Consider the following 19,341-nt stretch of genomic DNA (forward strand, 5'->3'; position numbering starts at 1 on the left):
CATGCGGGACGGCCATCGGACGGAGGCCGAGCGGCTGCTGGCGCGCGCCGTCGAGGAGGAGGTACGGCGCTCGGGCGGACGGATCGACGGCGGGCTGCTGCTGGCGCGGGCGCGCGCCGCACTGGACGCGATGGCCGGGGCGGCCGGCGAGGAGTACGCGGCCTACATCCGCGCACTGGACGAGACCGAGGCGGGCCGGCTGACGTTCGCGCAGCGCTACGCCCGCGAGGGCGCCGCAACGGCGTTGTGGGCGGCGGTCGCCGCGGCGGTCGCCGCCACCGTGGCCGACCTCTCCCTCGGCACCGGCACCGGCACGGCCGTCGGCACCGGCGTCGTCGCGGGCGTGGCCGGTGCCGCCGCCTCCGTGGTGAAGGTGGCCGGCGCCCATCTGCCCGCCGCGCATCACCGCGCGGGCGCGGCCGGCCAGCCCGGCGGAACCGAGCAGCTGCGGCTGCAGTGGCTGACCGCGCTGGAGGTGCGCGGCATCCGCCCGTTCCTCGACCAGCAGCGGGTGCTCACCGCCTCCACGGGCCCCAAGAAGAAGGGCGGCCCGGCCCTGCGCGGCACGGACAAGAGCGCGGCGGCCCGCCGGCGCTCCGTGCTGGAGCAGTCGTTCGGTCATCTCCCGGACGCGGACGACCCGTTCGCGGGGCGGCGGGCGGAGCTGGCGCGGATCCGGCAGTGGGCGCAGGCCGCCCGGGCGGCCACGGAGACCCGGCCCACGGTGGTGGTGCTGCACGGCGAGCCCGGCTCCGGCCGGACCACGCTCGCGGTGCGCGCGGCGCACGAACTGCGCGACCACTTCCGCGGCGCGGTGGTCGTGGACCTGCGCGGCGGCAGCCGGGAGGAGGCGCCGCTCGCCACCCGGGACGCCCTGCTGCATCTGCTCAACCGGCTCGGCGCGCCGCGCGAACAGCTGCTGTTCCGGGAGCGCTCCTCCCCCGACCAGCAGGTCAAGCGGCTCGGCGAGCTGTACCACCGGCATCTGGCCGGGCTGCCGGTGACGATCGTGCTGGACGACGCCTTCGACCCGGAGCAGGTGCGGGCGCTGGTGCCGGAGCGCTCCGACAGCCTGGTCCTGGTCACCGCGCGCACTGCCCTGGAGCTGCCCGCCGACCTGCCGGCCTGGGTGCACCATCTGCCGGTCGAGGCACTGGACGCGGCGGGCGCCGAGGAACTGCTCGGCGCCGTCGCCGAGGACGCGTCGGGGCCGTACGACGCCGAGTCCGCCGACCGGATCCGGGAGCTGACCGGCGGGCTGCCGCTGGCGCTCAGGATCGCGGGCTCCGCGCTGGGCCCGCGCTCGCCCCGGCAGCTGGCCGCGGACCTGGGCGCGTACGGCCCGGTGGAGCCGGTGGAGCGCGCCCTGTGGCTGCGCTACACCGACCAGCCGGAGGCCTCGCGGCGGCTGCTGCGCCGGCTCGCGCTCGCGGGCCGGGCCTCGCTGGGCGCCGCCGCGGCCGCCGCCCTGCTCGCCACCGACGAGGCCGAGGCCACCCGGCACCTCCTCGCCCTCGCCCGGGCCGGCCTCCTCGACCACGTCCGCGGCAGCCGCTACCGGCTGCACGACCTGGTGCGCTCCTTCGCCCAGGCCCGGCTGCTGGACGAGGAGGACCCGGCCGAGCGCACGGCGGCGCAGGAACGGCTGATCGTGAACTACGCGGAACTGGCCGACTCGGTGCTGCGCCTGGTCGACGGGAACATGTCGACGCGGTCGCACCAGTTCGGCCCGCACGGCTTCACCTCGCTGGACGAGGCGCTGCGCTGGCTGGACGACGAGTCCAGCTTCATCACCGCGACCCTGCGCCACGCGGAGGGCGTGAACCAGCGAGCGGTGCAGAACCTGCTGGGCGCGCTGTGCGACTACTGCCTGCTGCGCGGCGACCTGTACCGGCTCGGCGAGATCAGCGAGCTGGCCGAGGCCGTGGACCAGGGGCTGCTGGTGCGCTCGGTGCAGTGGCGCACCGGTATCGCGGCCCGGCAGCTGGGCGAGCTGGACAAGGCGCGCACCACGCTGGCCTCGGTGGTCGACCTGTACCGGGAGGCCCACCACGAGGCGGGGGCCGCCCGCGCCCTGTGCTCCCTCGGCATCACCCTGCACCACCAGGGCAACCTCACCGAGGCCGCCGCCAGGCTTCAGGAAGCCCTCGATCTGCAGGCGGCGCCGGAGCTGGCCACGGACCGGGCCTGGACGATGCACGCCCTGGCCGCCGTCCAGCGCGACCGGGCCCGGCTGGCGGAGGCACTGGACCTGCTCACCCGCTCCCTGGTGCTGCACCGCGAGGGCGGCTCGGTGCACGGCGAGGCCTGGGCGCACTTCCAGCTCGGCCAGCTGGCGCTGCGGCTGGGCGACGTACCGCGCGCGGAGACCGAGCTGCGCGCCGCGCTGGACCGGTACGGCAGGACGCACGACGCGCGCGGCGAGGCCTGGGCGCTGACCCAGCTGGCCCGCGCCCGCCTGGTGGCCGGCGACGCCTCACCGGCCGTGGAGAGCCTGCGGCAGGCCGCCGCCCGGCACCGGGAGAACGAGGACGCGCGCGGCGAGGCCTGGACGCTGTACTACCTGGGCCAGGCGCTGGAGGAGGCCGGCGATCTGGATCTGGCGGTGCGCGACCTGGAGCGGTCCCGCACGATGTTCTCCCGGATGCGGGACGGCTACGGCCTGGCCTGCGCCCGGCACCACTCGGCCCGGGTCACCCGCGACCAGCGGGCCGCGCAGACCGGCGGCCTGCGCAACTCCGGCTTCGCCCGGCAGCTTCTGATGGACGCCCGCGCCGACTTCCAGCGCATCGGCGTCGCCCACGGCGAGGCCTGGACCTGCCTGGAGCTGGCGGTGGTCGACGCCGGCAACGCCCGTACGCAGGCGGCGCTTGCCCTCGCCGACGAGGCACTGGAGCTGTTCGCCTCCTACGGCGACCGGCGCGGCGAGGACTGGGCCCGCTTCCTGCGCTGCACCCTGCTGCCGTACGCGGCGCCCGGCGGAGCGGAGGTGGGCACGGCGGTCGCCCAGGAGGAGCTGGCGCGGCTGGCCCGCGCCGGCCATCCCCTGCGGGACGAGAAGCTGGCCGAGTACGTCCCGGCGTACGCCCTGCTGCTGGAGCGCGGGGTCAGCCTGGAGGACGGCTGGCAGGCCTGGCGCCTCGGCATGACGCCGGACCGCCACGGCCGGGAGGTGATGGGAGTGGCGGTACCGGCGGCGCGCTGAGTTCCGGTCAGCCGCGCCGGGCCGCGGAGTCGGCCGTGCCGGACTTCTCGTCCTCCTCGGCCCCGGGCTCCGGGGGCTCCTTGAAGTCGACCCTGTTCATGTGCTTGCTCATCGACTTCATCAGGCCCCACACCGCCAGGGCCATCACCGCGAAGACGATGAAGCCGAGGACACCGGGGGTGACCTTGTTCTGGTCGAGGTCGGCGAGGGGGACGAGGTGCGTCACTGCCAGGCTCACGCTTGCGCTCATGTCAGGCATTGTCCCGGATGCCCGCGAAGAGGTCGTCCTCGGGGAGGGAAGTGTCGACGAGCGACTTCGCCAGCTCGTACTCCTCCGTCGGCCAGACCTCCTTCTGCAGCTCCATCGGGACCCGGAACCAGCCGCCGTCGGGGTCGATCTGCGTGGCGTGCGCGATCAGCGCCTTGTCGCGGATCTCGAAGAAGTCCGCACACGGAATGTGCGTGGTCAGCGTGCGCTCGGTGCGCTCGAACTCGCTCCAGCGCTTGAGCCACTCCCCGTACGGCGACTCCAGGCCGCGCTCCAGCATCGCGTTGTGCAGGGCCTCGGTGCGGGGGCGGTTGAAGCCCTGGTTGTAGTACAGCTTCAGCGGCTGGTACGCGCGGCCGTACTCGGCCTCCGGGTACTTCTCGGTGTCCGCCGCGCCCTCGAACGCCACCATGGAGATCTTGTGGGTCATGATGTGGTCGGGGTGCGGGTAGCCGCCGTTCTCGTCATAGGTGGTGATCACCTGCGGGCGGAAGGCGCGGATCTTGCGCACCAGCTCGCCGGCCGCCTTGTCGACGTCCTCCAGGGCGAAGCAGCCCTCGGGCAGCGGCGGCAGCGGGTCGCCCTCGGGCAGGCCGGAGTCGACGAAGCCCAGCCACTCCTGCTTGACCCCGAGGATCTCGCGGGCCTCGTCCATCTCCTTCTTGCGCACCTCGTGGATGTGCTCCTCGATGTACGCGTCGCCCTGCAGCTTGGGGTTGAGGATGGACCCGCGCTCTCCGCCGGTGCACGTCACCACCAGCACGTCCACCCCCTCGGACACGTACTTCGCCATGGTGGCCGCGCCCTTGCTCGACTCGTCGTCGGGGTGCGCGTGAACGGCCATCAGTCGCAGCTGGTCAGTCAAGACTCAATCCTCGGTCATGTCGGCGCCCCGTGGTCCCGGCGCGATCGGCGGCTTCTATAGTGACGGAATCGGGGGGCGAATAATTCCTGGACCGGTCCCTGCGGAGAGGACGATCATGAGTACGGCGAGCACGCGGCTGCCCGAGGGCCGCTACGGCCGTTCCTCGGACGAGCGTGCCGACCACAAGCTCAAGATCGCCGGTGCGGTGTTCGCCGCCGCCCTGCTCGCACTGGTCGCCTACTTCGCCTACCACTACGTCGTGGAGAGCCGGATCAGCGCCCAGGTGATCGCCTTCGACGCCACGAACGACGCGGTCGAGGTGCATCTGGAGGTCCGCAAGGATTCCGGCACCTCGGGCTACTGCACCCTGCGCTCCCAGGCGGCGGACGGTTCCGAGGTGGGCCGGGCCGACTTCCGCTTCACCGGGTCCGCCACGCGGATCGACAAGGTCGTCACGCTGCGTACGACGGCGAAGGGCACCACGGCCGAGCTGCTCGGCTGCCACACCGGCTGACCCGGGACCGGACACTCCCCGGCTTTACCCGGAATACGTAGACGCTGACCTGCGTTGATGTGATTCTGATGGCTTATGTCCTCCCCCTTCCGGCCTTGAATTGTTAGGCTCGTGGTTTCGCCCACCCGAGAGGGAACATTCTTCTGGGTAGGGCGATGCTTTGTATTCCCAGTACCGACGAGGAGCACCCTGTGACCCAGACCAGCGAGAACGTCACCTGGCTGACCCAGGAGGCGTACAACAAGCTCAAGGACGAGCTTGAGTACCTTACTGGTCCTGCGCGCACGGAGATCGCCGCCAAGATCGCCGCCGCGCGCGAGGAGGGCGACCTGCGCGAGAACGGCGGGTACCACGCGGCCAAGGAGGAGCAGGGCAAGCAGGAGCTGCGCGTGCGCCAGCTGACCCAGCTTCTCGAGAACGCCAAGGTGGGCGAGGCTCCGGCCTCCGCCGACGGCGCCGTCGCGCCGGGCATGGTCGTCACGATCGCCTTCGACGGTGACGAGGACGACACGCTGACGTTCCTGCTCGCCTCCCGCGAGTACGCGAGCGCCGACATCGAGACGTACTCGCCGCAGTCCCCGCTGGGCGCCGGCGTCATCGGCCACAAGGTCGGCGAGGACGCGGAGTACGAGCTGCCGAACGGCAAGAAGGCCTCGGTGAAGATCCTGAAGGCCGAGCCGTACTCGGGCTGACCCCCTACCCCGTTGTGACCTCGGGCCCCCGGTGTCCGCCGGCTTGTTCCGGACACCGGGGGCTTCGCCGTGTCCGGGGCCGTCAGGGCCGTTCCACCGGGCCGGGGGCTTTCAGTCCATGACCTTCAGGCCATGACCGTGTAACCGGCGTCCCGCAGGGCCTGGCCGACCTCGGCGCAGTGCACCGGGCCCTTCGTCTCCAGGTGCAGCTCCACCTCCGCCTCCGTGAGCCCGAGCCGCGGATCGGTTCGTACGTGGCTCACGTCGAGGACGTTGGCGTCCACCGCCGACAGCACCCCGAGGAGCGTGGCGAGCGCGCCCGGGCGGTCCGTCAGCCGCAGCCGGACGGCCAGGTAGCGGCCCTGCGCGGCCATGCCGTGCCGCAGCACCCGCTGCATCAGCACCGGGTCGACGTTCCCGCCGGAGAGCACCGCGACGACCGGGCCCTCGAAGGCGCCCGGCGCGGCCAGCAGTGCCGCGACCGGGCTCGCCCCGGCCGGCTCCACGACCAGCTTGGCCCGCTCCAGGCACAGCAGCAGCGCCGCCGACAGCTGGTCCTCGCTGACCGTGCGCACCTCGTCGACCAGGTCCCGGACGAGCCCGAACGGCACCACGCCGGGCCGCCCCACCTTGATGCCGTCGGCCATCGTCGCCGGGTTCCGCACCGACACCGGGTGCCCGGCGGCCAGCGAGGGCGGATAGGCCGCAGCGCCCTCCGCCTGGACGCCCACGATGGTCACGTCCGGCCGGATCGCCTTCACCGCCACCGCGATCCCGGCCGCGAGCCCGCCGCCGCCGATCCCGACGACGATCGTGCGCACCTCCGGGCACTGCTCCAGGATCTCCAGGCCGACCGTGCCCTGACCGGCGATGATGTCCGGGTGGTCGAAGGGGTGGATGAACACCGCGCCGGTCTCGGCCGCGTACTCCTCAGCGGCGGCCAGCGTCTCGTCGACCACCTGACCGTGCAGGCGCACCTCGGCGCCGTAGTCGCGCGTGGCGCTGATCTTGGGCAGCGGGGCGCCCTTCGGCATGAACACCGTGGAGTGCACGCCGAGCAGCGAGGAGGCCAGCGCCACGCCCTGCGCGTGGTTCCCGGCGCTCGCCGCCACCACTCCGGCCGCCCGCTGCTCCGGCAGCAGCCCGGCGATGCGCACATAGGCGCCGCGCAGCTTGAACGAGCCGGTCCGCTGGAGGTTCTCGCACTTGAGCTGCACCGGCGCGCCGACCAGCTGGGACAGGTGCCGGCTGCCCTCCATGGCGGTGGTGCGGGCCACGCCCGAGAGCATTTTCTGCGCGCCGCGCACGTCGTCGAGGGTGACGGAACGCAAGGAGTCAGCCGTGCGGTAGCTCATGACTCCAGCATCGCAGTCCACGGTCCCGGACGGCTGGTGTGACCAAGCTCCGAGACCGGCTTTGTGCAGCGCCGGTACGGCCCGCCGCCGAGCCGCGTACCCTGTCCCCCAACCAGCAGCCCTCCATGAAGCGAGCCTCCGGCCATGCCCACAACACCTGAAATGTCGATGGACATGACGACCGTCGGTGACCCCGGTCTCCTCGACACCCTCCAGCACGAGGTGGCGGTGTTCGCCCGCCGTGCCGAACAGACGCGGCTCGGCGGGGTCGGGCAGGTGCGCAACTCCATGGACCGCGCGGCGTATCTGCTGCTCAACCGCCTCGACCGGGAAGGCCCGATGGGCGTCAAGGCGCTGGCGGCGAGCATGGGCATCGACTCCTCCACGGTCACCCGGCAGGTGGCGCCGCTGGTCGACACCGGGCTCGTCAAGCGGACCTCGCACCCCGAGGACGGGCGCGCGGTGGTCCTTCAGCTCTCCCCGCGCGGCGCGGCCCGCCTGGAGGAGGTGCGCTCCTCGCGGCGCCAGCTGATGGCCGAGCTGACGCAGGACTGGACGCCGGAGGAGCGCGAGCACTTCTGCGTGCTCCTGACCCGCTTCAACCGCGCGCTGTCCGCGCGGATGTCGGTGCAGGGCACCGCGCCGGCGGACCAGCCCCCGGCGTCCTGAGCCCCCGCGGCCGCCCAGGGGGCCGGGACGCCGCTCGTCGGGACAGTACGGGTCCCAAGTCTTGACCCGGGGCCGCCGCTGGCCTCATATGAGACCGGGTCCTGTGTCGTACGCGGTTCACCCTTCCCGTACCGGACGGGGCCCCCTCGTGGGGGAGGCGCCGTGCGTGATCGGCAGGTGTCCCGAGCTGCCCGCCGGGCCCGGGAGTTCGAGGCGTTCGTCGCGGGCGCGGCCGGACGTCTGCTGCATGCCGCCACGCTGATGACCGCGGAGGCCCCGGACGCCAACCCGCGTGCCCGGCGCCTGCTGACGCTCGCGCTCGCCCACACCTACGCCCGCTGGGAACGGCTGCACGGCGAGGATCCGTACGACTGCGCCCGCCAGTACCTCGCCAGCCGCTTCGCGCGCACGACCTGGTACCAGTACGGCGCGTTCGGCCGCGCCCGCCCGGACCCGCGCAGCCCGCTGGCCGCGCTCACCCCGCAGGAACGGCTGATCCTGGTACTGCGCCTGTACGAAGGCGTCGCCGAGCAACAGGCGGCGGCCCTGCTGGGCCTTCCCGCGGAGCGCGTGCACACCATCTGCGACCGCGCGACGGCCGGCCTCCTGCATCCGCCGAGCCCGCCCAGGCCCCGCACGGCGGGCCGGGAGGTGGCGCCGTCATGAGGGGGCGGCACGCCGAGCGCACGGGGAGGCCGCGGTGAACCGGCCGCAACGGGAGGCCGCCGCGCGGCAGATCATGGAGAAGGCCCCGGTACCGGTGCCGCCGGACCTGTACGCGGAGGCCGTGCGCCGCGGCGAGCGCCTGCTGCGGCGCAGGCAGCTCGTCCGCCGGGTGCTGTGGCTGCTGGCCTGCGCCGCGGCCGTCGCGTTCAGCGTGTGGGCCGCCCGCGTGCACCCGTGGACGACACCGCCCTCCCAGACGACTCCGCCGATCACCGGCTGGTGAGCACAGGGGTGCCGGTGCGGCCGACGAGGTCGACGGGAGGTACGGACCCGCGGGGTGGTCAGGCCAGGGCCTGCTGGAGGTCGGCGAGCAGGTCGTCGACGTTCTCGATGCCCACGGACAGGCGCACCAGGTCGCCGGGGACCTCCAGGGCGGAGCCGGCCGCGGAGGCGTGGGTCATCCGGCCGGGGTGCTCGATCAGGGACTCGACGCCGCCGAGCGACTCGCCGAGGGTGAACACCTGGGCGCGGTTGCACACCTCGACCGCGGCCTGCTCGCCGCCCTCGACGCGGAAGGAGACCATGCCGCCGAACGCCTTCATCTGCTTCGCGGCGACCTCGTGGCCGGGGTGCTCGGGCAGGCCCGGGTAGAGGACGCTGGTCACGCGCGGGTGCCGGGTGAGCATCTCGGCGATCCTCGCGGCGTTCTCGCTGTGCCGGTCCATGCGCACCGCGAGGGTCTTGGTGCCGCGCAGCACCAGCCAGGAGTCGAAGGGGCCGGCGACGGCGCCCATCGCGTTCTGGTGGTAGGCCAGTTCCTCGCCGAGGCCCTGGTCGGAGACGATCAGCGCGCCGCCGACCACGTCCGAGTGACCGCCCATGTACTTGGTCAGGGAGTGCACGACGACGTCCGCGCCGAGCGACAGCGGTTGCTGGAGGTAGGGCGTGGCGAAGGTGTTGTCGACGACGAGCCTGGCGCCCGCGTCGTGCGCGACGGACGCGACGGCGGCGATGTCGGTGATGCCGAGCAGCGGGTTGGAGGGGGTCTCCACCCACACGGCCTTGGTCTTCGGGGTGATCGCGGCCCGTACGGCGGCCGGGTCGCTGCTGTCGGCTACCGACCACTCCACGCCCCAGCGGGAGACGACCTTGGCGAAGAGGCGGAAGGTGCCGCCGTAGGCGTCGTTGGGGATGACGACGTGGTCGCCGGGGCTGAGCAGCGTGCGCAGCAGGCAGTCCTCGGCCGCCAGTCCGGACGCGAACGCGAGGCCGCGGCGGCCGCCCTCCAGCGCGGCGAGGTTCTCCTCGAGGGCGGTGCGGGTGGGGTTGGCGCTGCGGCTGTACTCGTAGCCGCCGCGCAGCCCGCCGACGCCGTCCTGCTTGTAGGTCGAGACCTGGTAGATCGGCGGGACGACCGCGCCGGTGAGGGGATCCGCGGTGTTGCCCGCGTGGATCGCGAGGGTCTCGAAGTGCTGACTGATGTGCCTGTCGCTCATGTGCACCGAGCGTAGTGCGCCTGGCCGGATGCTGACGCCCGCCGCTCGGCGGGAACGCGGCCCGGGCCGGTGAGTCTGTCGCCCGGGCCGGTGAGCCTGACGCCCGGACCGGTCCGTCTGTCATGGTCCGGACGGGAGTTTTCCACAGGCCCGCGGCGGGGTTGGCCAATTGTCGGCGGCGTCTGGTTCGCTTGGGGCATGGCGATTCTCTGGCTGCTGATGGCGCTGCTCATGCTGAGCTTCGTGCTGCTCTCGGTCGTGCGGCGCAGGCGCGGGGTGATCCAGCAGGTTCCCCCGGGACACCCGGACGCCGCCGACCCGGCGGCCTACGGCTTCGTGCGCCAGGAGGAGCTGGACGTGCGCGTTCCCGGCCCGGACCAGGACCTGCTGGACGTCCTGGAGTTGGTGCAGCGCACGCAGGACTATCGCGCGGCCTCCCAGCTGCTGGCCGGCACCGAGACGGCGGGCGAGCTGCGCTGGCAGCGGGTGCAGGCCTTCGCGGGCGCCGCCGCGCTGGAGCTGCAGCAGCGGCCCGGCGGGGTGCACGAGACGCCGGGCGGCCAGTGGCTGCGGGTGTGGCGGGCCGAGCAGCCCAAGGACGCGGGCTGCGCCGCCGTCTACGCGGAGTTCCTGGTGCAGCAGGCCTGGCGGACGTCGACGCCGGGCACGGACGAGTTCCGGATCATCATGGAGGAGGCCCGGGACGTCAGCGCGCAGGCCGCGCTGCTGGCCCCCGGCGACCCGGTGCCGTACATCGTCGAGCTGTCCATCGCCCGAGGACTGGCCTATTCCCAGGCCGAGTTCGACCAGCTGTGGCTGAAGATCCTCGACCGCGCCCCGCAGCACATGGGCGCGCATCTGGCCGCCCTGCACTACTGCTGCGAGAAGTGGCACGGCTCACGCGAGCAGGCGTACGCCTTCGCCGAGGCCGCCGCGGCCCGCGCCCCGGAGGGCTCGCTGCTGGCCGCGCTGCCGCTGTTCGCGGTCTTCGAGCACCTCCCCGAGGTGAACCTGGTGGCGAGCTTCTACCAGAGCGAGGTCGTCACCAAGGCGATGCACGGCGCCCTGCACGCGGTGCACGCGGCCCGCGCCGACGACCCGATGCTCGCGCACGTCCGCCACCTGCTGATCTTCTTCCTGGTCCGCGCCGAGCGCTGGCACGAGGCCATGCACCAGCTGATACACGTCGACGGGCACGTCGGCGCGCTGCCCTGGGCGCTGTCCGCCGACCCGGCCGCCGAGTTCGCCCTCTACCGCGCCCTGGCGGTGGCCGGTTATGAAGCGGGCGGCGGCAGCCCGGCCACCCTCCCGGGCTGATCCGAGCCCGGCCCCGGCGCCGTGACGGCCCGGTCCGCGGTGGCGGGCGGCGGCGCAGGGCAATTCCGGCGAGGGGCGGCGGCCCCCACCGGCCGGGCGCCGCACCCCGGCCCGCCGCCCCACCGGCCCGGCGCCGCGCCGCACCCCGGCCCGCCACCTCACCGTCACCGCGCCACACCCCAGCCCGCCGCCCCACCGGCGCAGCGCCGAACTGCGGCCCGCCGCCCCACCGGCCCGGCACCGCGCCGCACCCCAGCCCGCCACCTCACCGTCACCGCGCCGCACTCCGGCCCGGCGCCTCTTCAGCCCTGTCTCAGATCGTCGCCGTGTCGATCACGAAGCGGTAGCGGACGTCGCTCGCCAGCACCCGCTCGTAGGCCTCGTTGATCTGGCCGGCGCTGATCAGCTCGATCTCGGCGCCCAGGTTGTGCTCGGCGCAGAAGTCGAGCATCTCCTGGGTCTCGGCGATGCCGCCGATCATCGAGCCGGCGAGGGTCTTGCGGCCGCCGATCACCGAGAACAGGTTGAGGGAGATGGGCTCCTCGGGGGCGCCCACGTTCACCAGCGCGCCGTCCACCTTCAGCAGCGACAGCAGCGCGCCGAAGTCCATCGGCGCCGAGACGGTGGAGACGATCAGGTCGAACGTGCCGGCCAGCTCCTCGAAGGTCTTCGGGTCGCTGGTGGCGTGGTAGTGGTCGGCGCCCAGCTTCAGGCCGTCGTCCTTCTTGCGCAGGGACTGCGACAGGACGGTGACCTCGGCGCCCATCGCGTGCGCGATCTTGACGGCCATGTGGCCGAGGCCGCCGAGGCCGACGACGGCGACCTTCTTGCCGGGGCCGGCGTTCCAGTGCCTGAGCGGCGAGTAGGTGGTGATGCCGGCGCACAGCAGCGGGGCCGCCACGTCCAGGGACAGGCCGTCCGGGATGCGCACGACGTAGTTCTCGTCGACGACGATCTTCTCGGAGTAGCCGCCGTAGGTGGGCTCGCCGTCCCTGCCGACGGCGTTGTAGGTGCCGACCATGCCCTTGACGCAGAACTGCTCCAGCCCGCGTCGGCAGTTCTCGCACTCGCGGCAGGAGTCGACCATGCAGCCGACGCCGACGCGGTCACCGACGGCGAACTTCGTCACACCGGGGCCGACCTCGGAGACGACCCCCGCGATCTCGTGGCCCGGGACCATCGGGAAGATCGCCTCGCCCCAGCCCTCGCGGGCCTGGTGGATGTCGGAGTGGCAGATGCCGGCGAACTTGATGTCGATCAGGACGTCGAACTCGCCGACCGCGCGTCGCTCGATGGTCGTCCGCTCCAGCGGAGCCTTCGCGGCGGGGGCGGCGTACGCAGCAACAGTGGTCATGCCGGGGTTCTCCTAGCAGGTGGTCCGTGCCCGGCCGCCTTCCGGCCGGGTACGCGCTCCAGCCTGCCCCAGTCCGCGCACGTCACCCAGACCACGCTGTTGCGTACGACCGCCGTGCCTACCACTGGCGGGGTCAGGCTCGTGTGCCTACCACCAGGAATACTGGACGTATGGAACGAAGGGACTCGGCGCAGGAAGCCACGGCCACCGCAGGGCACGCACTGGACCGGCGGGCCGAGCTGAGCGAGTTCCTGCGCAGCCGGCGGGCCCGGCTGAAGCCGGAGGACGTGGGCCTGCCTCAGTTCGGGCGGCGCCGCCGGGTGCCGGGGCTGCGGCGCGAGGAGCTGGCGCAGCTGGCCGGCGTGTCGGTGGCGTACTACACGCGCCTGGAGCAGGGCAACGGGCGGAACGTCTCGGCGGAGGTGCTGGACGCGATCGCGCGGGCGCTCAGGCTGTCGGACGCCGAGCACGCGCATCTGACGCATCTGGCCAAGCCGAAGTCGCACAAGAAGAAGCCGGCGGCACGGCAGCAGCAGGTCCGCGTCGCGCTGCGGCAGCTGCTGGACACGATGGACGGCGTACCGGCGTACGTCGTGGGGCGCCGGGCGGAGATCCTCGCCTGGAACCGGATGGCGGCGGCGCTGTTCGGCGACTGGGCGGAGCTGCCGGCGGCCGAGCGGAACTGGGCCCGTCTGACGTTTCTGCGCCCGGAGTACCGGGAGCTGTTCGTCGACTGGGAGCAGAAGGCGATCGACATCGTCTGCGCCCTGCGCATGGACGCGGGCTGCCACCCGGACGATTCGAAGCTGTCGGCGCTGGTGGGGGAACTCTCGGTCAAGAGCGAGGAGTTCCGCCGGCTGTGGGCGACGCACGACGTCAAGGAGAAGAACCACGGCGTCAAGCGTCTGCATCATCCGCTGGTGGGCGATCTCTCCCTGCAGTTCGAGTCGTTCAAGCTGACGGACGACTCGGAGCAGAGCCTGGTCACCTACCACGCCGAGCCGGGTTCGCCGTCCGCCGACTCCCTGCGGCTGCTGGCCAGCTGGGGCACGGACGCGATCCGCGCGGTGCCGTCCTCCTGAACGTCCTGAAAGCGCCGAGGGGCACCCGGCGCCTGTGCTCCGGGTGCCCCTCACTTCATGCGGTGGTGGGTGCTGCGGCTCACTTGCCGAAGTACGCGTCGTAGATCGTGATCTTCGACGTGTTGCCCTTCTTGTCGGTGATCTCGGAGCGGAAGGAGACGGACTTGCCCTTCGCCGGGTTCTTCACCGTGATCTTTCCGCCGCGGACGTCGACCTTCTTGAAGGTCTTGCCGTCGTAGGAGACGTACACGGTCAGGGACTTGAGGTTGCCGCCGGCTGCCGCGCCCTCGACGGTGACCGGGAAGGTGACCGTCCGCCCGGCCGGGACCCGGCTGTCCAGGCCGGTCGTGGCGCCGTAGTGCAGGGCGGAGGCGGGGAGCTGGACGGCGGCCGAGGCCTTCTTGGAGCGGAAGGTCCAGGCCGCGTCGATCCGCGAGGACGCCTGGGCGACCTTCGCCGAGCGGGTGACCGAGGTGGTCAGCCTGTACGCGGCGTCACCGGCCGGGACCTTGAACGCCGCCTCGCCGAACAGCGGGTCGTCGTTGGAGCCGACCTTGGTGCCGTCGCGGTACAGGGTCGTGCGCACCGAGGTGAACTGCGAGTACCCGGGGTGCCTGCCGGAGTCGGCGAACAGCGGCAGCGAGCCGTAGATGTCGTTGCCGTCGCGGAACAGGCCGAGGTCCTTGCCGACGTGCGGGCCGAAGACGGCGGTGTTCACGGTCCTGGTGTAGCTGTGGCCGGCCTTGAAGGAGGACTCGCCGACCGAGTATCCGGCGTCGGCGACGGGGAATCCGTCCTGGTCCCTGCCGCCGTACTGGGTGAAGTCCAGGTTCCACAGGACCCCGCCGGCCGTGGACAGGTGCAGGGTGCGGGTGCCGGGCAGCTTCTGCGCGATGTCGATGGAGGAGGCGCCCACGCTGTCGGGGAGCCAGCCGACGGCGCTGATCGAGCCGGTCCTGCCGCTCGCGGAGGCGCCGAGGCGGGCCTTGACGGTGGCCAGCTCGCTCGCCTTGTAGTGCTTGGTGTACCCGGTGGCGAGCTGCCGGACCGGGCCGCCGGAGGTGACGTCGTACTCCTCGCTCGCGCCCTTGGTCCAGTGCGCGTCCCACTGCTGGAACAGCCGGCCCGCGGGAACCTTGGGGCCGAGGTGGGCGGTGCGGAAGTTCTTGTACGAGTCGAGGAACCAGCTGTAGCTGTACGTGGTGTCGCCGCTGGTGACCTGGTAGCCGGGGCAGGCGAACTGCGACGTCGCGCCCGCGGCCGGGACGGTGATGTCGACCGGCCTGGCCTTGCGGGCGTCGATCGTGATCGTCTGCTTCTTGGTGACGGTCAGCGAGGGCTGGGCGATCCAGTCGGTGCCCTTGACGCCGTCCTTGTCCACGGAGACGGCCGAGTTGAGGGTGTAGGTGCCCTTGGGCAGGCGCGCCTTGACCGTGCCGGACGGGTCGTAGGGGCTCACGTCCGTGCCGCTGCCCAGGCCGGACAGGCCGGCGAGGTCGGCGGTGTAGTACTTCGCGGGCTTGCCGTTACGGCCGATGACCTTCAGCGTGACGTCGTACGACTCCACCTCGCGCTGCACCGCGGCGCCCGTGCGGACCGTCTGGCCGGCGCCGGTCGCGGTGACGTACGCGGAGTACGCGCCGTCGAGGGTGCCGCCCAGCCTGGTGTCGGCGGTGAGGGCGACGGAGGCCTTGCCGTGCGCCGGGACGGTCAGTGTGGTCGCGCCGAGCGTGAAGAAGCCGGCCGGCGCCGCGTGGCCCTTGGGGTCGAGACCGGTGCTGCTCAGGGTGAGCGTGACGTCCTTGTCGCCGAGGTTGCGGTAGGTCACCTTCTTGGTGACCGGCTTGTCGTCGGTGTGCGGCCACTGCTGCACACCGAAGTTCACCGAGACCGGGTCGGCGATCACGGACTGCTTGATCGCCTTGTCCACCGCGATACGGCCCGAACCCTGCTGGTACGGCGTGTAGTCGCCGCCCTTGGCGGAGCCGGTGAGCGCGCCCTTCAGCTCGGCGTAGCCCCAGTCGGGGTGCTCCTGCTTCAGGATCGCGGCGGCGCCGGCGACGTGCGGGGTGGCCATCGAGGTGCCGGAGATGGTCAGGTAGCCCTCGGGCTTCTCGCCGACCTCCTGGTCGATGACGCTGCCCTTGGCCGCGGCGGCGGTGATGTCCACGCCGGGCGCGGTGACGTCGGGCTTGATGGCGCCGTCGCCGACGCGCGGGCCGGTGGAGGAGAAGTCGGCGAGCTTGTCCTTCTTGTCGACGGCGCCGACGGTGAGCGCGGCGTCCGCGCTGCCCGGTGAACCGATCGACTGGGGGCCGTCGTTGCCCGCGGCGATCGCGAACAGGATGTTCTTGGTCGTGGAGAGCTTGTTGACCTCGGCCTCGAGCGGGTCGATGCCGGGGCTGTCGTAGCCGCCGAGGCTGAGGTTGACGACGGAGGCGCCCTGGGAGGCGGCCCACTCCATGCCGGCGAGGATGCCGGAGTCGTCTCCGGAGCCGGTGTCGTCCAGCACCTTGCCGTTGAGGATCCTGGCGTCCGGGGCCACACCCTTGTACTTCCCGCCGGACTTGGCGCCGGTGCCCGCCACGATGGAGGCGACGTGGGTGCCGTGCCCGTAGTGGTCGGTGGCGTCGGCGGCGGAGGTGAAGTTCTTGGAGGCGATCACCTGGTCCTTGAGGTCCGGGTGACCGGTGTCCACGCCGGTGTCCAGGACGGCGACCTTCACGCCCTTGCCGGTGTAGCCGGCCTTCCACGCGACCGGCGCGCCGATCTGCGGCACGGACTTGTCGAGTGAGGCCTTGCGGACGCCGTCGAGCCAGACGTGCGCGATGCCGGAGGCGGCCCGGCCGCCGTCGGTGACGGCGCGCCAGAGGGCGGCGGTGTTCTTGACCGGCGTCTGCACGGCGTCGGCGTCGAGGGCGCTCAGGCTGCGCCGCAGCTGACTTACGCCCCGGACGCCGGCCTTGGCGGAAGCGGCGGAGCCGCTGTAGCCGACGATGACCTTCAGGCCGTCCTTCTGGGCCCGGCGGGTGGCGGCCTTGTTCAGCTCGGTGACGTCGAACAGGCGCTGGTCCAGTGTGCCGGAGGCGACCAGGTGGGCCGCGTCGACCGGGACGACCAGCGTGTGGCCCTCGGTCCGGCGGACCTGGAAGGGTATGTGCTCGCGGCCCTTGGCCCGCTGCAGGCCGACGATCCGGCCCTTGGCGTCGAGGGCGACGCGGTCGCCGGTGATCAGAGTGACATGGGTCTTCGCGATGAGCGCGGAGGCGGCGGTGCGCTCCGTGGGCTTCGCCGACGCCGGGCTGGTCATACCCGCTGCGAGGGCGACGGCTGCGGCCGTGGCCACGGTGGCCGCGGCAGCCCTTTTGACTTGTCTGCGCAAGTTCTCCCCCTGGAGATGAGGTACCGGGTGAATTCCCCGTTCACCCGGCCGGGGGTGGACTCGTACGCATATACGACAACCCCCCGGGATCACGCAGTATGCCGGGGGGTGATCAGACGGCTCAACAGATGAGAGGAGGGTAAGAAGGAGTGACGGGAAACTGTTACGCCTCCTGCGGGACACCGTTACACAACCGCCAAGTGCGCTGGGTGCGAGGGGCGTTGTGCGGCGTCAGGTCGCGGCGTTCTCCTTCACCGTGATCCTGCCCTTGCGGATGGTGGCCAGGCGCGGGGCCTTCTTCGCGATCGCGGAGTCGTGGGTGACCATGATGAAGGTCAACCCGTGCTCCTTCCACAGGCGTTCGAGCACGTCCATGATCTCGTCCCGCATGCCCTCGTCGAGGTTGCCGGTGGGTTCGTCGGCGAGCAGCACCTTGGGCTTCTTGACGACGGCCCGGGCGATGGCGACGCGCTGCTGCTGGCCTCCGGACATCTCGCCGGGGAGGTGGTGCAGGCGTTCGCCGAGGCCGACGGAGTGCAGGGCCTCCGCGGCGAGTTCGCGGCGTTCCCTGACCTTGAGGCCGAGGGGCACGAGGGCCGTCTCCACGTTCTCCTGGGCGGTCAGGGTGGGGATGAGGTTGAAGGACTGGAAGACGAAGCCGATGTTCTCGCTGCGGACCCTGGTCAGCCGGGCCTCGCTGAGCTTGGCCAGGTCGGTGCCGTCCAGCACGACCTCGCCGGAGGTGGGCCGGTCGAGACCGCCGAGCATCTGCAGGAGGGTGGACTTCCCGCCGCCGGTGGGACCCTGGATGACGAGCCGGTCCCCGTCGCCGATGGCCAGGTCCACGCCGTCGAGGGCGTGGACGGTGTCCTTGCCCCTGGTGTAGCGCTTGGTGACGTTTCTGAGTTCGTACATGGTGGCTCCTGGGTGGGGTGGGGTTCGGGGGGTGCGCCGACGCCGGCTACTCGACGCGGCGCAGTGCGTCCGCCGGGCGCAGGCGCGAGGCGCGCCAGCCGCCGAACGCGCCCGCGATGAGCCCGCCGGCCACCGCGAGGGCCACCGCCAGGACGATCGTCGTCACGCTGACCGGAGCCGTGAGAGCGACCTGAAGGGACTTCGCGGCCGCGCGGCCGGGACCCCCGAAGCCGCCGCCTGCGCCGGGACCGCCGCCGAAGCCCCCGCCGGTGCCGCCCAGCTGGGCCTGGAGCGTCGGGCTGACCGCCGTCACCGCGTACGCGCCCGCCAGGCCGAGGGCGATGCCGAGGACGCCGCCGACCAGGCCGTTGACCATGGCCTCGCCGACGACCTGCCGGGTCACCCGGCCCGACTTCCAGCCCAGCGCCTTGAGCGTGCCGAACTCGCGGACGCGCCGGGAGACCGCGGAGGAGGTGAGCAGCCCGGCGACGAGGAACGCGGCGACCAGCACCGCGATGGAGAGCCACTTGCCGACCTTGGTGGCCAGCGAGGAGGCGGTGGACAGGGAGCCGGAGACCGTCTTGGCGAGGTCGGCAGAGGTGGTGACCGTCGTACCGGAGACGTTCTTCTGGATGGCGGACTTGACGGTGTCGATCTGCTGCGAGTCGGTCGCCTTGACGTAGATCGTGGTGATCTTGTTCTTCTCGTCGGCGAGGGTCTGCGCCTGCTTCAGCGGGATGTACAGGTTGGCCGCCGAGTCGCCGCTGTTCGCGGTGGCGATGCCGATCACCGTGAACTTGGTGCCCTTGATCGTGACGGTGGAGCCGACCTTGTACTTCTTCTCCTTGGCGTACGCGGAGTCCGCCACGGCCACCTTGGCATCGGTCTCGGTGGTCTTGAAGGTACGGCCACTGGTGATCTTCGAGGAGGTCAGCGGGCCGATCCCGGTGTGGGTGACGTCGGTGCCGAAGACCGTGTACTGGTTGAGGTCGAAGTCGGCGCCGCCGCCCTTGACCTCGCCCTGCGGCGCGCCGGTGGCGCCGCCCCGCTGGAAGCCGCCCGCGCCGCCGCTCTGCTGGAACTGGCCGCGGGTGAACTGGCCGCTGACCCGGAACACGTTGAGGCTGAGCCCGCCGACGGCCGACGACACGCCCTTCTGCCCGGCGACCTTGGTGACCGTGGAGGAGGCCAGGGTGGTGAAGCCCTGCACCCGCACCCGGTCGCTGCTCTGGGTGGAATTGTCGCCGTTGTCGCGCGCCCCGAACTGGAAGCGGGGCTGCTGGGAGCCGGCGGCGGTCGGCGTGGCCGCCTTGGTGACCGTCATGTCCGTACCCAGGCCGTACAGCGACTGCAGGACCTTGTCCTGGGCCTTCCCCATGCCGTTGGACACGGAGTTGACCACGATGACCAGCGCGATGCCCAGCGCGAGGCCGGAGGCGACGACGAGGGCCGCTTTTCTACGGCGGCGCAGTTCGCGCCTCAGGTAGGTGAAGAACATGGCCGCACGCTAGGGACGGACCGTGACGGCACCCTGAGGCCGGGATAAGAGAAGCATGAGAAG

General features: G+C 72.2%; 16 protein-coding genes. 8 read left to right on the forward strand and 8 right to left on the reverse strand.

Annotation, left to right across the window (positions count from 1 at the left end; translation table 11 throughout):
- The first annotated feature begins 1 nt into the window (after position 1).
- The gene (locus AB0950_RS01625) at positions 2–3,205 is read left to right on the forward strand and encodes a tetratricopeptide repeat protein (protein WP_366777564.1); all 3,204 of its coding nucleotides are present in this window, start codon (positions 2–4) and stop codon (positions 3,203–3,205) included.
- A gap of 7 nt (positions 3,206–3,212) precedes the next feature.
- Here the strand turns inward: AB0950_RS01625 and AB0950_RS01630 are convergent, their stop codons facing one another.
- Positions 3,213–3,464, reverse strand: coding sequence for a hypothetical protein (locus AB0950_RS01630; protein WP_360148969.1), 252 nt, complete (start codon positions 3,462–3,464; stop codon positions 3,213–3,215).
- Positions 3,457–4,317 (reverse strand): mycothiol conjugate amidase Mca, encoded by an 861-nt coding sequence (gene mca / locus AB0950_RS01635; RefSeq protein WP_360575565.1) that lies wholly within the window; start codon positions 4,315–4,317, stop codon positions 3,457–3,459. Before mca ends, AB0950_RS01630 begins: the two co-directional genes overlap by 8 nt.
- Before the next feature lie 136 nt (positions 4,318–4,453).
- Between mca and AB0950_RS01640 the strand changes: the two genes are divergently transcribed.
- Entirely contained in the window at positions 4,454–4,852 is a 399-nt protein-coding gene (locus tag AB0950_RS01640; protein ID WP_360148972.1) for a DUF4307 domain-containing protein, read from the forward strand.
- A gap of 191 nt (positions 4,853–5,043) precedes the next feature.
- Positions 5,044–5,544: a transcription elongation factor GreA gene (gene greA, locus AB0950_RS01645; RefSeq protein ID WP_360148976.1), complete on the forward strand. Its 501-nt coding sequence runs from the start codon at positions 5,044–5,046 to the stop codon at positions 5,542–5,544.
- 125 nt (positions 5,545–5,669) lie between these two features.
- On the opposite strand, the gene ilvA is transcribed toward greA, so the two are convergent.
- The gene (gene ilvA / locus AB0950_RS01650; RefSeq protein WP_360148979.1) at positions 5,670–6,899 is read right to left on the reverse strand and encodes a threonine ammonia-lyase; all 1,230 of its coding nucleotides are present in this window, start codon (positions 6,897–6,899) and stop codon (positions 5,670–5,672) included.
- Positions 6,900–7,043: 144 nt separating this feature from the next.
- Here ilvA and AB0950_RS01655 point away from each other — a divergent pair, with 144 nt between their 5' ends.
- The 3 genes from AB0950_RS01655 to AB0950_RS01665 all read left to right on the forward strand — a co-directional run bounded on the left by AB0950_RS01655 (position 7,044) and on the right by AB0950_RS01665 (position 8,517).
- On the forward strand, positions 7,044–7,568 hold the full coding sequence (locus AB0950_RS01655; RefSeq protein ID WP_366777565.1) for a MarR family transcriptional regulator: 525 nt from the start codon (positions 7,044–7,046) through the stop codon (positions 7,566–7,568).
- 162 nt (positions 7,569–7,730) lie between these two features.
- The gene (locus tag AB0950_RS01660) at positions 7,731–8,234 is read left to right on the forward strand and encodes a sigma factor-like helix-turn-helix DNA-binding protein (RefSeq protein WP_366777566.1); all 504 of its coding nucleotides are present in this window, start codon (positions 7,731–7,733) and stop codon (positions 8,232–8,234) included.
- A gap of 34 nt (positions 8,235–8,268) precedes the next feature.
- Complete coding sequence (locus AB0950_RS01665; protein WP_360148988.1) at positions 8,269–8,517, forward strand: hypothetical protein; 249 nt, start codon at positions 8,269–8,271, stop codon at positions 8,515–8,517.
- Between the two features lie 58 nt (positions 8,518–8,575).
- Here the strand turns inward: AB0950_RS01665 and AB0950_RS01670 are convergent, their stop codons facing one another.
- A complete protein-coding gene (locus AB0950_RS01670) occupies positions 8,576–9,730 on the reverse strand; it encodes a cystathionine gamma-synthase (RefSeq protein ID WP_361976355.1) in 1,155 nt (384 codons plus the stop codon).
- 198 nt (positions 9,731–9,928) lie between these two features.
- Here AB0950_RS01670 and AB0950_RS01675 point away from each other — a divergent pair, with 198 nt between their 5' ends.
- Complete coding sequence (locus tag AB0950_RS01675; protein WP_366777567.1) at positions 9,929–11,047, forward strand: hypothetical protein; 1,119 nt, start codon at positions 9,929–9,931, stop codon at positions 11,045–11,047.
- A gap of 313 nt (positions 11,048–11,360) precedes the next feature.
- On the opposite strand, the gene AB0950_RS01680 is transcribed toward AB0950_RS01675, so the two are convergent.
- Positions 11,361–12,401, reverse strand: a complete 1,041-nt coding sequence (locus tag AB0950_RS01680; protein ID WP_360148997.1) for an NAD(P)-dependent alcohol dehydrogenase — start codon at positions 12,399–12,401, stop codon at positions 11,361–11,363.
- Positions 12,402–12,571: 170 nt separating this feature from the next.
- Between AB0950_RS01680 and AB0950_RS01685 the strand changes: the two genes are divergently transcribed.
- Entirely contained in the window at positions 12,572–13,483 is a 912-nt protein-coding gene (locus AB0950_RS01685) for a helix-turn-helix transcriptional regulator (protein WP_360149000.1), read from the forward strand.
- A gap of 79 nt (positions 13,484–13,562) precedes the next feature.
- Here the strand turns inward: AB0950_RS01685 and AB0950_RS01690 are convergent, their stop codons facing one another.
- The 3 genes from AB0950_RS01690 to AB0950_RS01700 all read right to left on the reverse strand — a co-directional run bounded on the left by AB0950_RS01690 (position 13,563) and on the right by AB0950_RS01700 (position 19,278).
- Positions 13,563–16,793, reverse strand: a complete 3,231-nt coding sequence (locus tag AB0950_RS01690) for a S8 family serine peptidase (RefSeq protein ID WP_360575564.1) — start codon at positions 16,791–16,793, stop codon at positions 13,563–13,565.
- A gap of 303 nt (positions 16,794–17,096) precedes the next feature.
- Positions 17,097–17,780, reverse strand: a complete 684-nt coding sequence (locus AB0950_RS01695; RefSeq protein ID WP_360149003.1) for an ABC transporter ATP-binding protein — start codon at positions 17,778–17,780, stop codon at positions 17,097–17,099.
- 46 nt (positions 17,781–17,826) lie between these two features.
- Positions 17,827–19,278 (reverse strand): ABC transporter permease, encoded by a 1,452-nt coding sequence (locus AB0950_RS01700; protein WP_360575543.1) that lies wholly within the window; start codon positions 19,276–19,278, stop codon positions 17,827–17,829.
- Between the last annotated feature and the right edge of the window lie 63 nt (positions 19,279–19,341).

It is taken from the genome of Streptomyces sp. NPDC007189 (genome assembly GCF_040703635.1).
GTDB lineage: Bacteria > Actinomycetota > Actinomycetes > Streptomycetales > Streptomycetaceae > Streptomyces.

What these genes read in the sequence shown, in the direction of transcription:
- AB0950_RS01625 (WP_366777564.1), top strand. Translation starts at nt 2, where the DNA reads ATGCGGGACGGCCATCGGACGGAGGCCGAGCGGCTGCTGGCGCGCGCC.
- AB0950_RS01630 (WP_360148969.1), bottom strand. Translation starts at nt 3,464, where the DNA reads ATGCCTGACATGAGCGCAAGCGTGAGCCTGGCAGTGACGCACCTCGTC.
- mca (WP_360575565.1), bottom strand. Translation starts at nt 4,317, where the DNA reads ATGGCCGTTCACGCGCACCCCGACGACGAGTCGAGCAAGGGCGCGGCC.
- AB0950_RS01640 (WP_360148972.1), top strand. Translation starts at nt 4,454, where the DNA reads ATGAGTACGGCGAGCACGCGGCTGCCCGAGGGCCGCTACGGCCGTTCC.
- ilvA (WP_360148979.1), bottom strand. Translation starts at nt 6,899, where the DNA reads ATGAGCTACCGCACGGCTGACTCCTTGCGTTCCGTCACCCTCGACGAC.
- AB0950_RS01655 (WP_366777565.1), top strand. Translation starts at nt 7,044, where the DNA reads ATGCCCACAACACCTGAAATGTCGATGGACATGACGACCGTCGGTGAC.
- AB0950_RS01670 (WP_361976355.1), bottom strand. Translation starts at nt 9,730, where the DNA reads ATGAGCGACAGGCACATCAGTCAGCACTTCGAGACCCTCGCGATCCAC.
- AB0950_RS01675 (WP_366777567.1), top strand. Translation starts at nt 9,929, where the DNA reads ATGGCGATTCTCTGGCTGCTGATGGCGCTGCTCATGCTGAGCTTCGTG.
- AB0950_RS01680 (WP_360148997.1), bottom strand. Translation starts at nt 12,401, where the DNA reads ATGACCACTGTTGCTGCGTACGCCGCCCCCGCCGCGAAGGCTCCGCTG.
- AB0950_RS01685 (WP_360149000.1), top strand. Translation starts at nt 12,572, where the DNA reads ATGGAACGAAGGGACTCGGCGCAGGAAGCCACGGCCACCGCAGGGCAC.
- AB0950_RS01690 (WP_360575564.1), bottom strand. Translation starts at nt 16,793, where the DNA reads ATGACCAGCCCGGCGTCGGCGAAGCCCACGGAGCGCACCGCCGCCTCC.
- AB0950_RS01695 (WP_360149003.1), bottom strand. Translation starts at nt 17,780, where the DNA reads ATGTACGAACTCAGAAACGTCACCAAGCGCTACACCAGGGGCAAGGAC.
- AB0950_RS01700 (WP_360575543.1), bottom strand. Translation starts at nt 19,278, where the DNA reads ATGTTCTTCACCTACCTGAGGCGCGAACTGCGCCGCCGTAGAAAAGCG.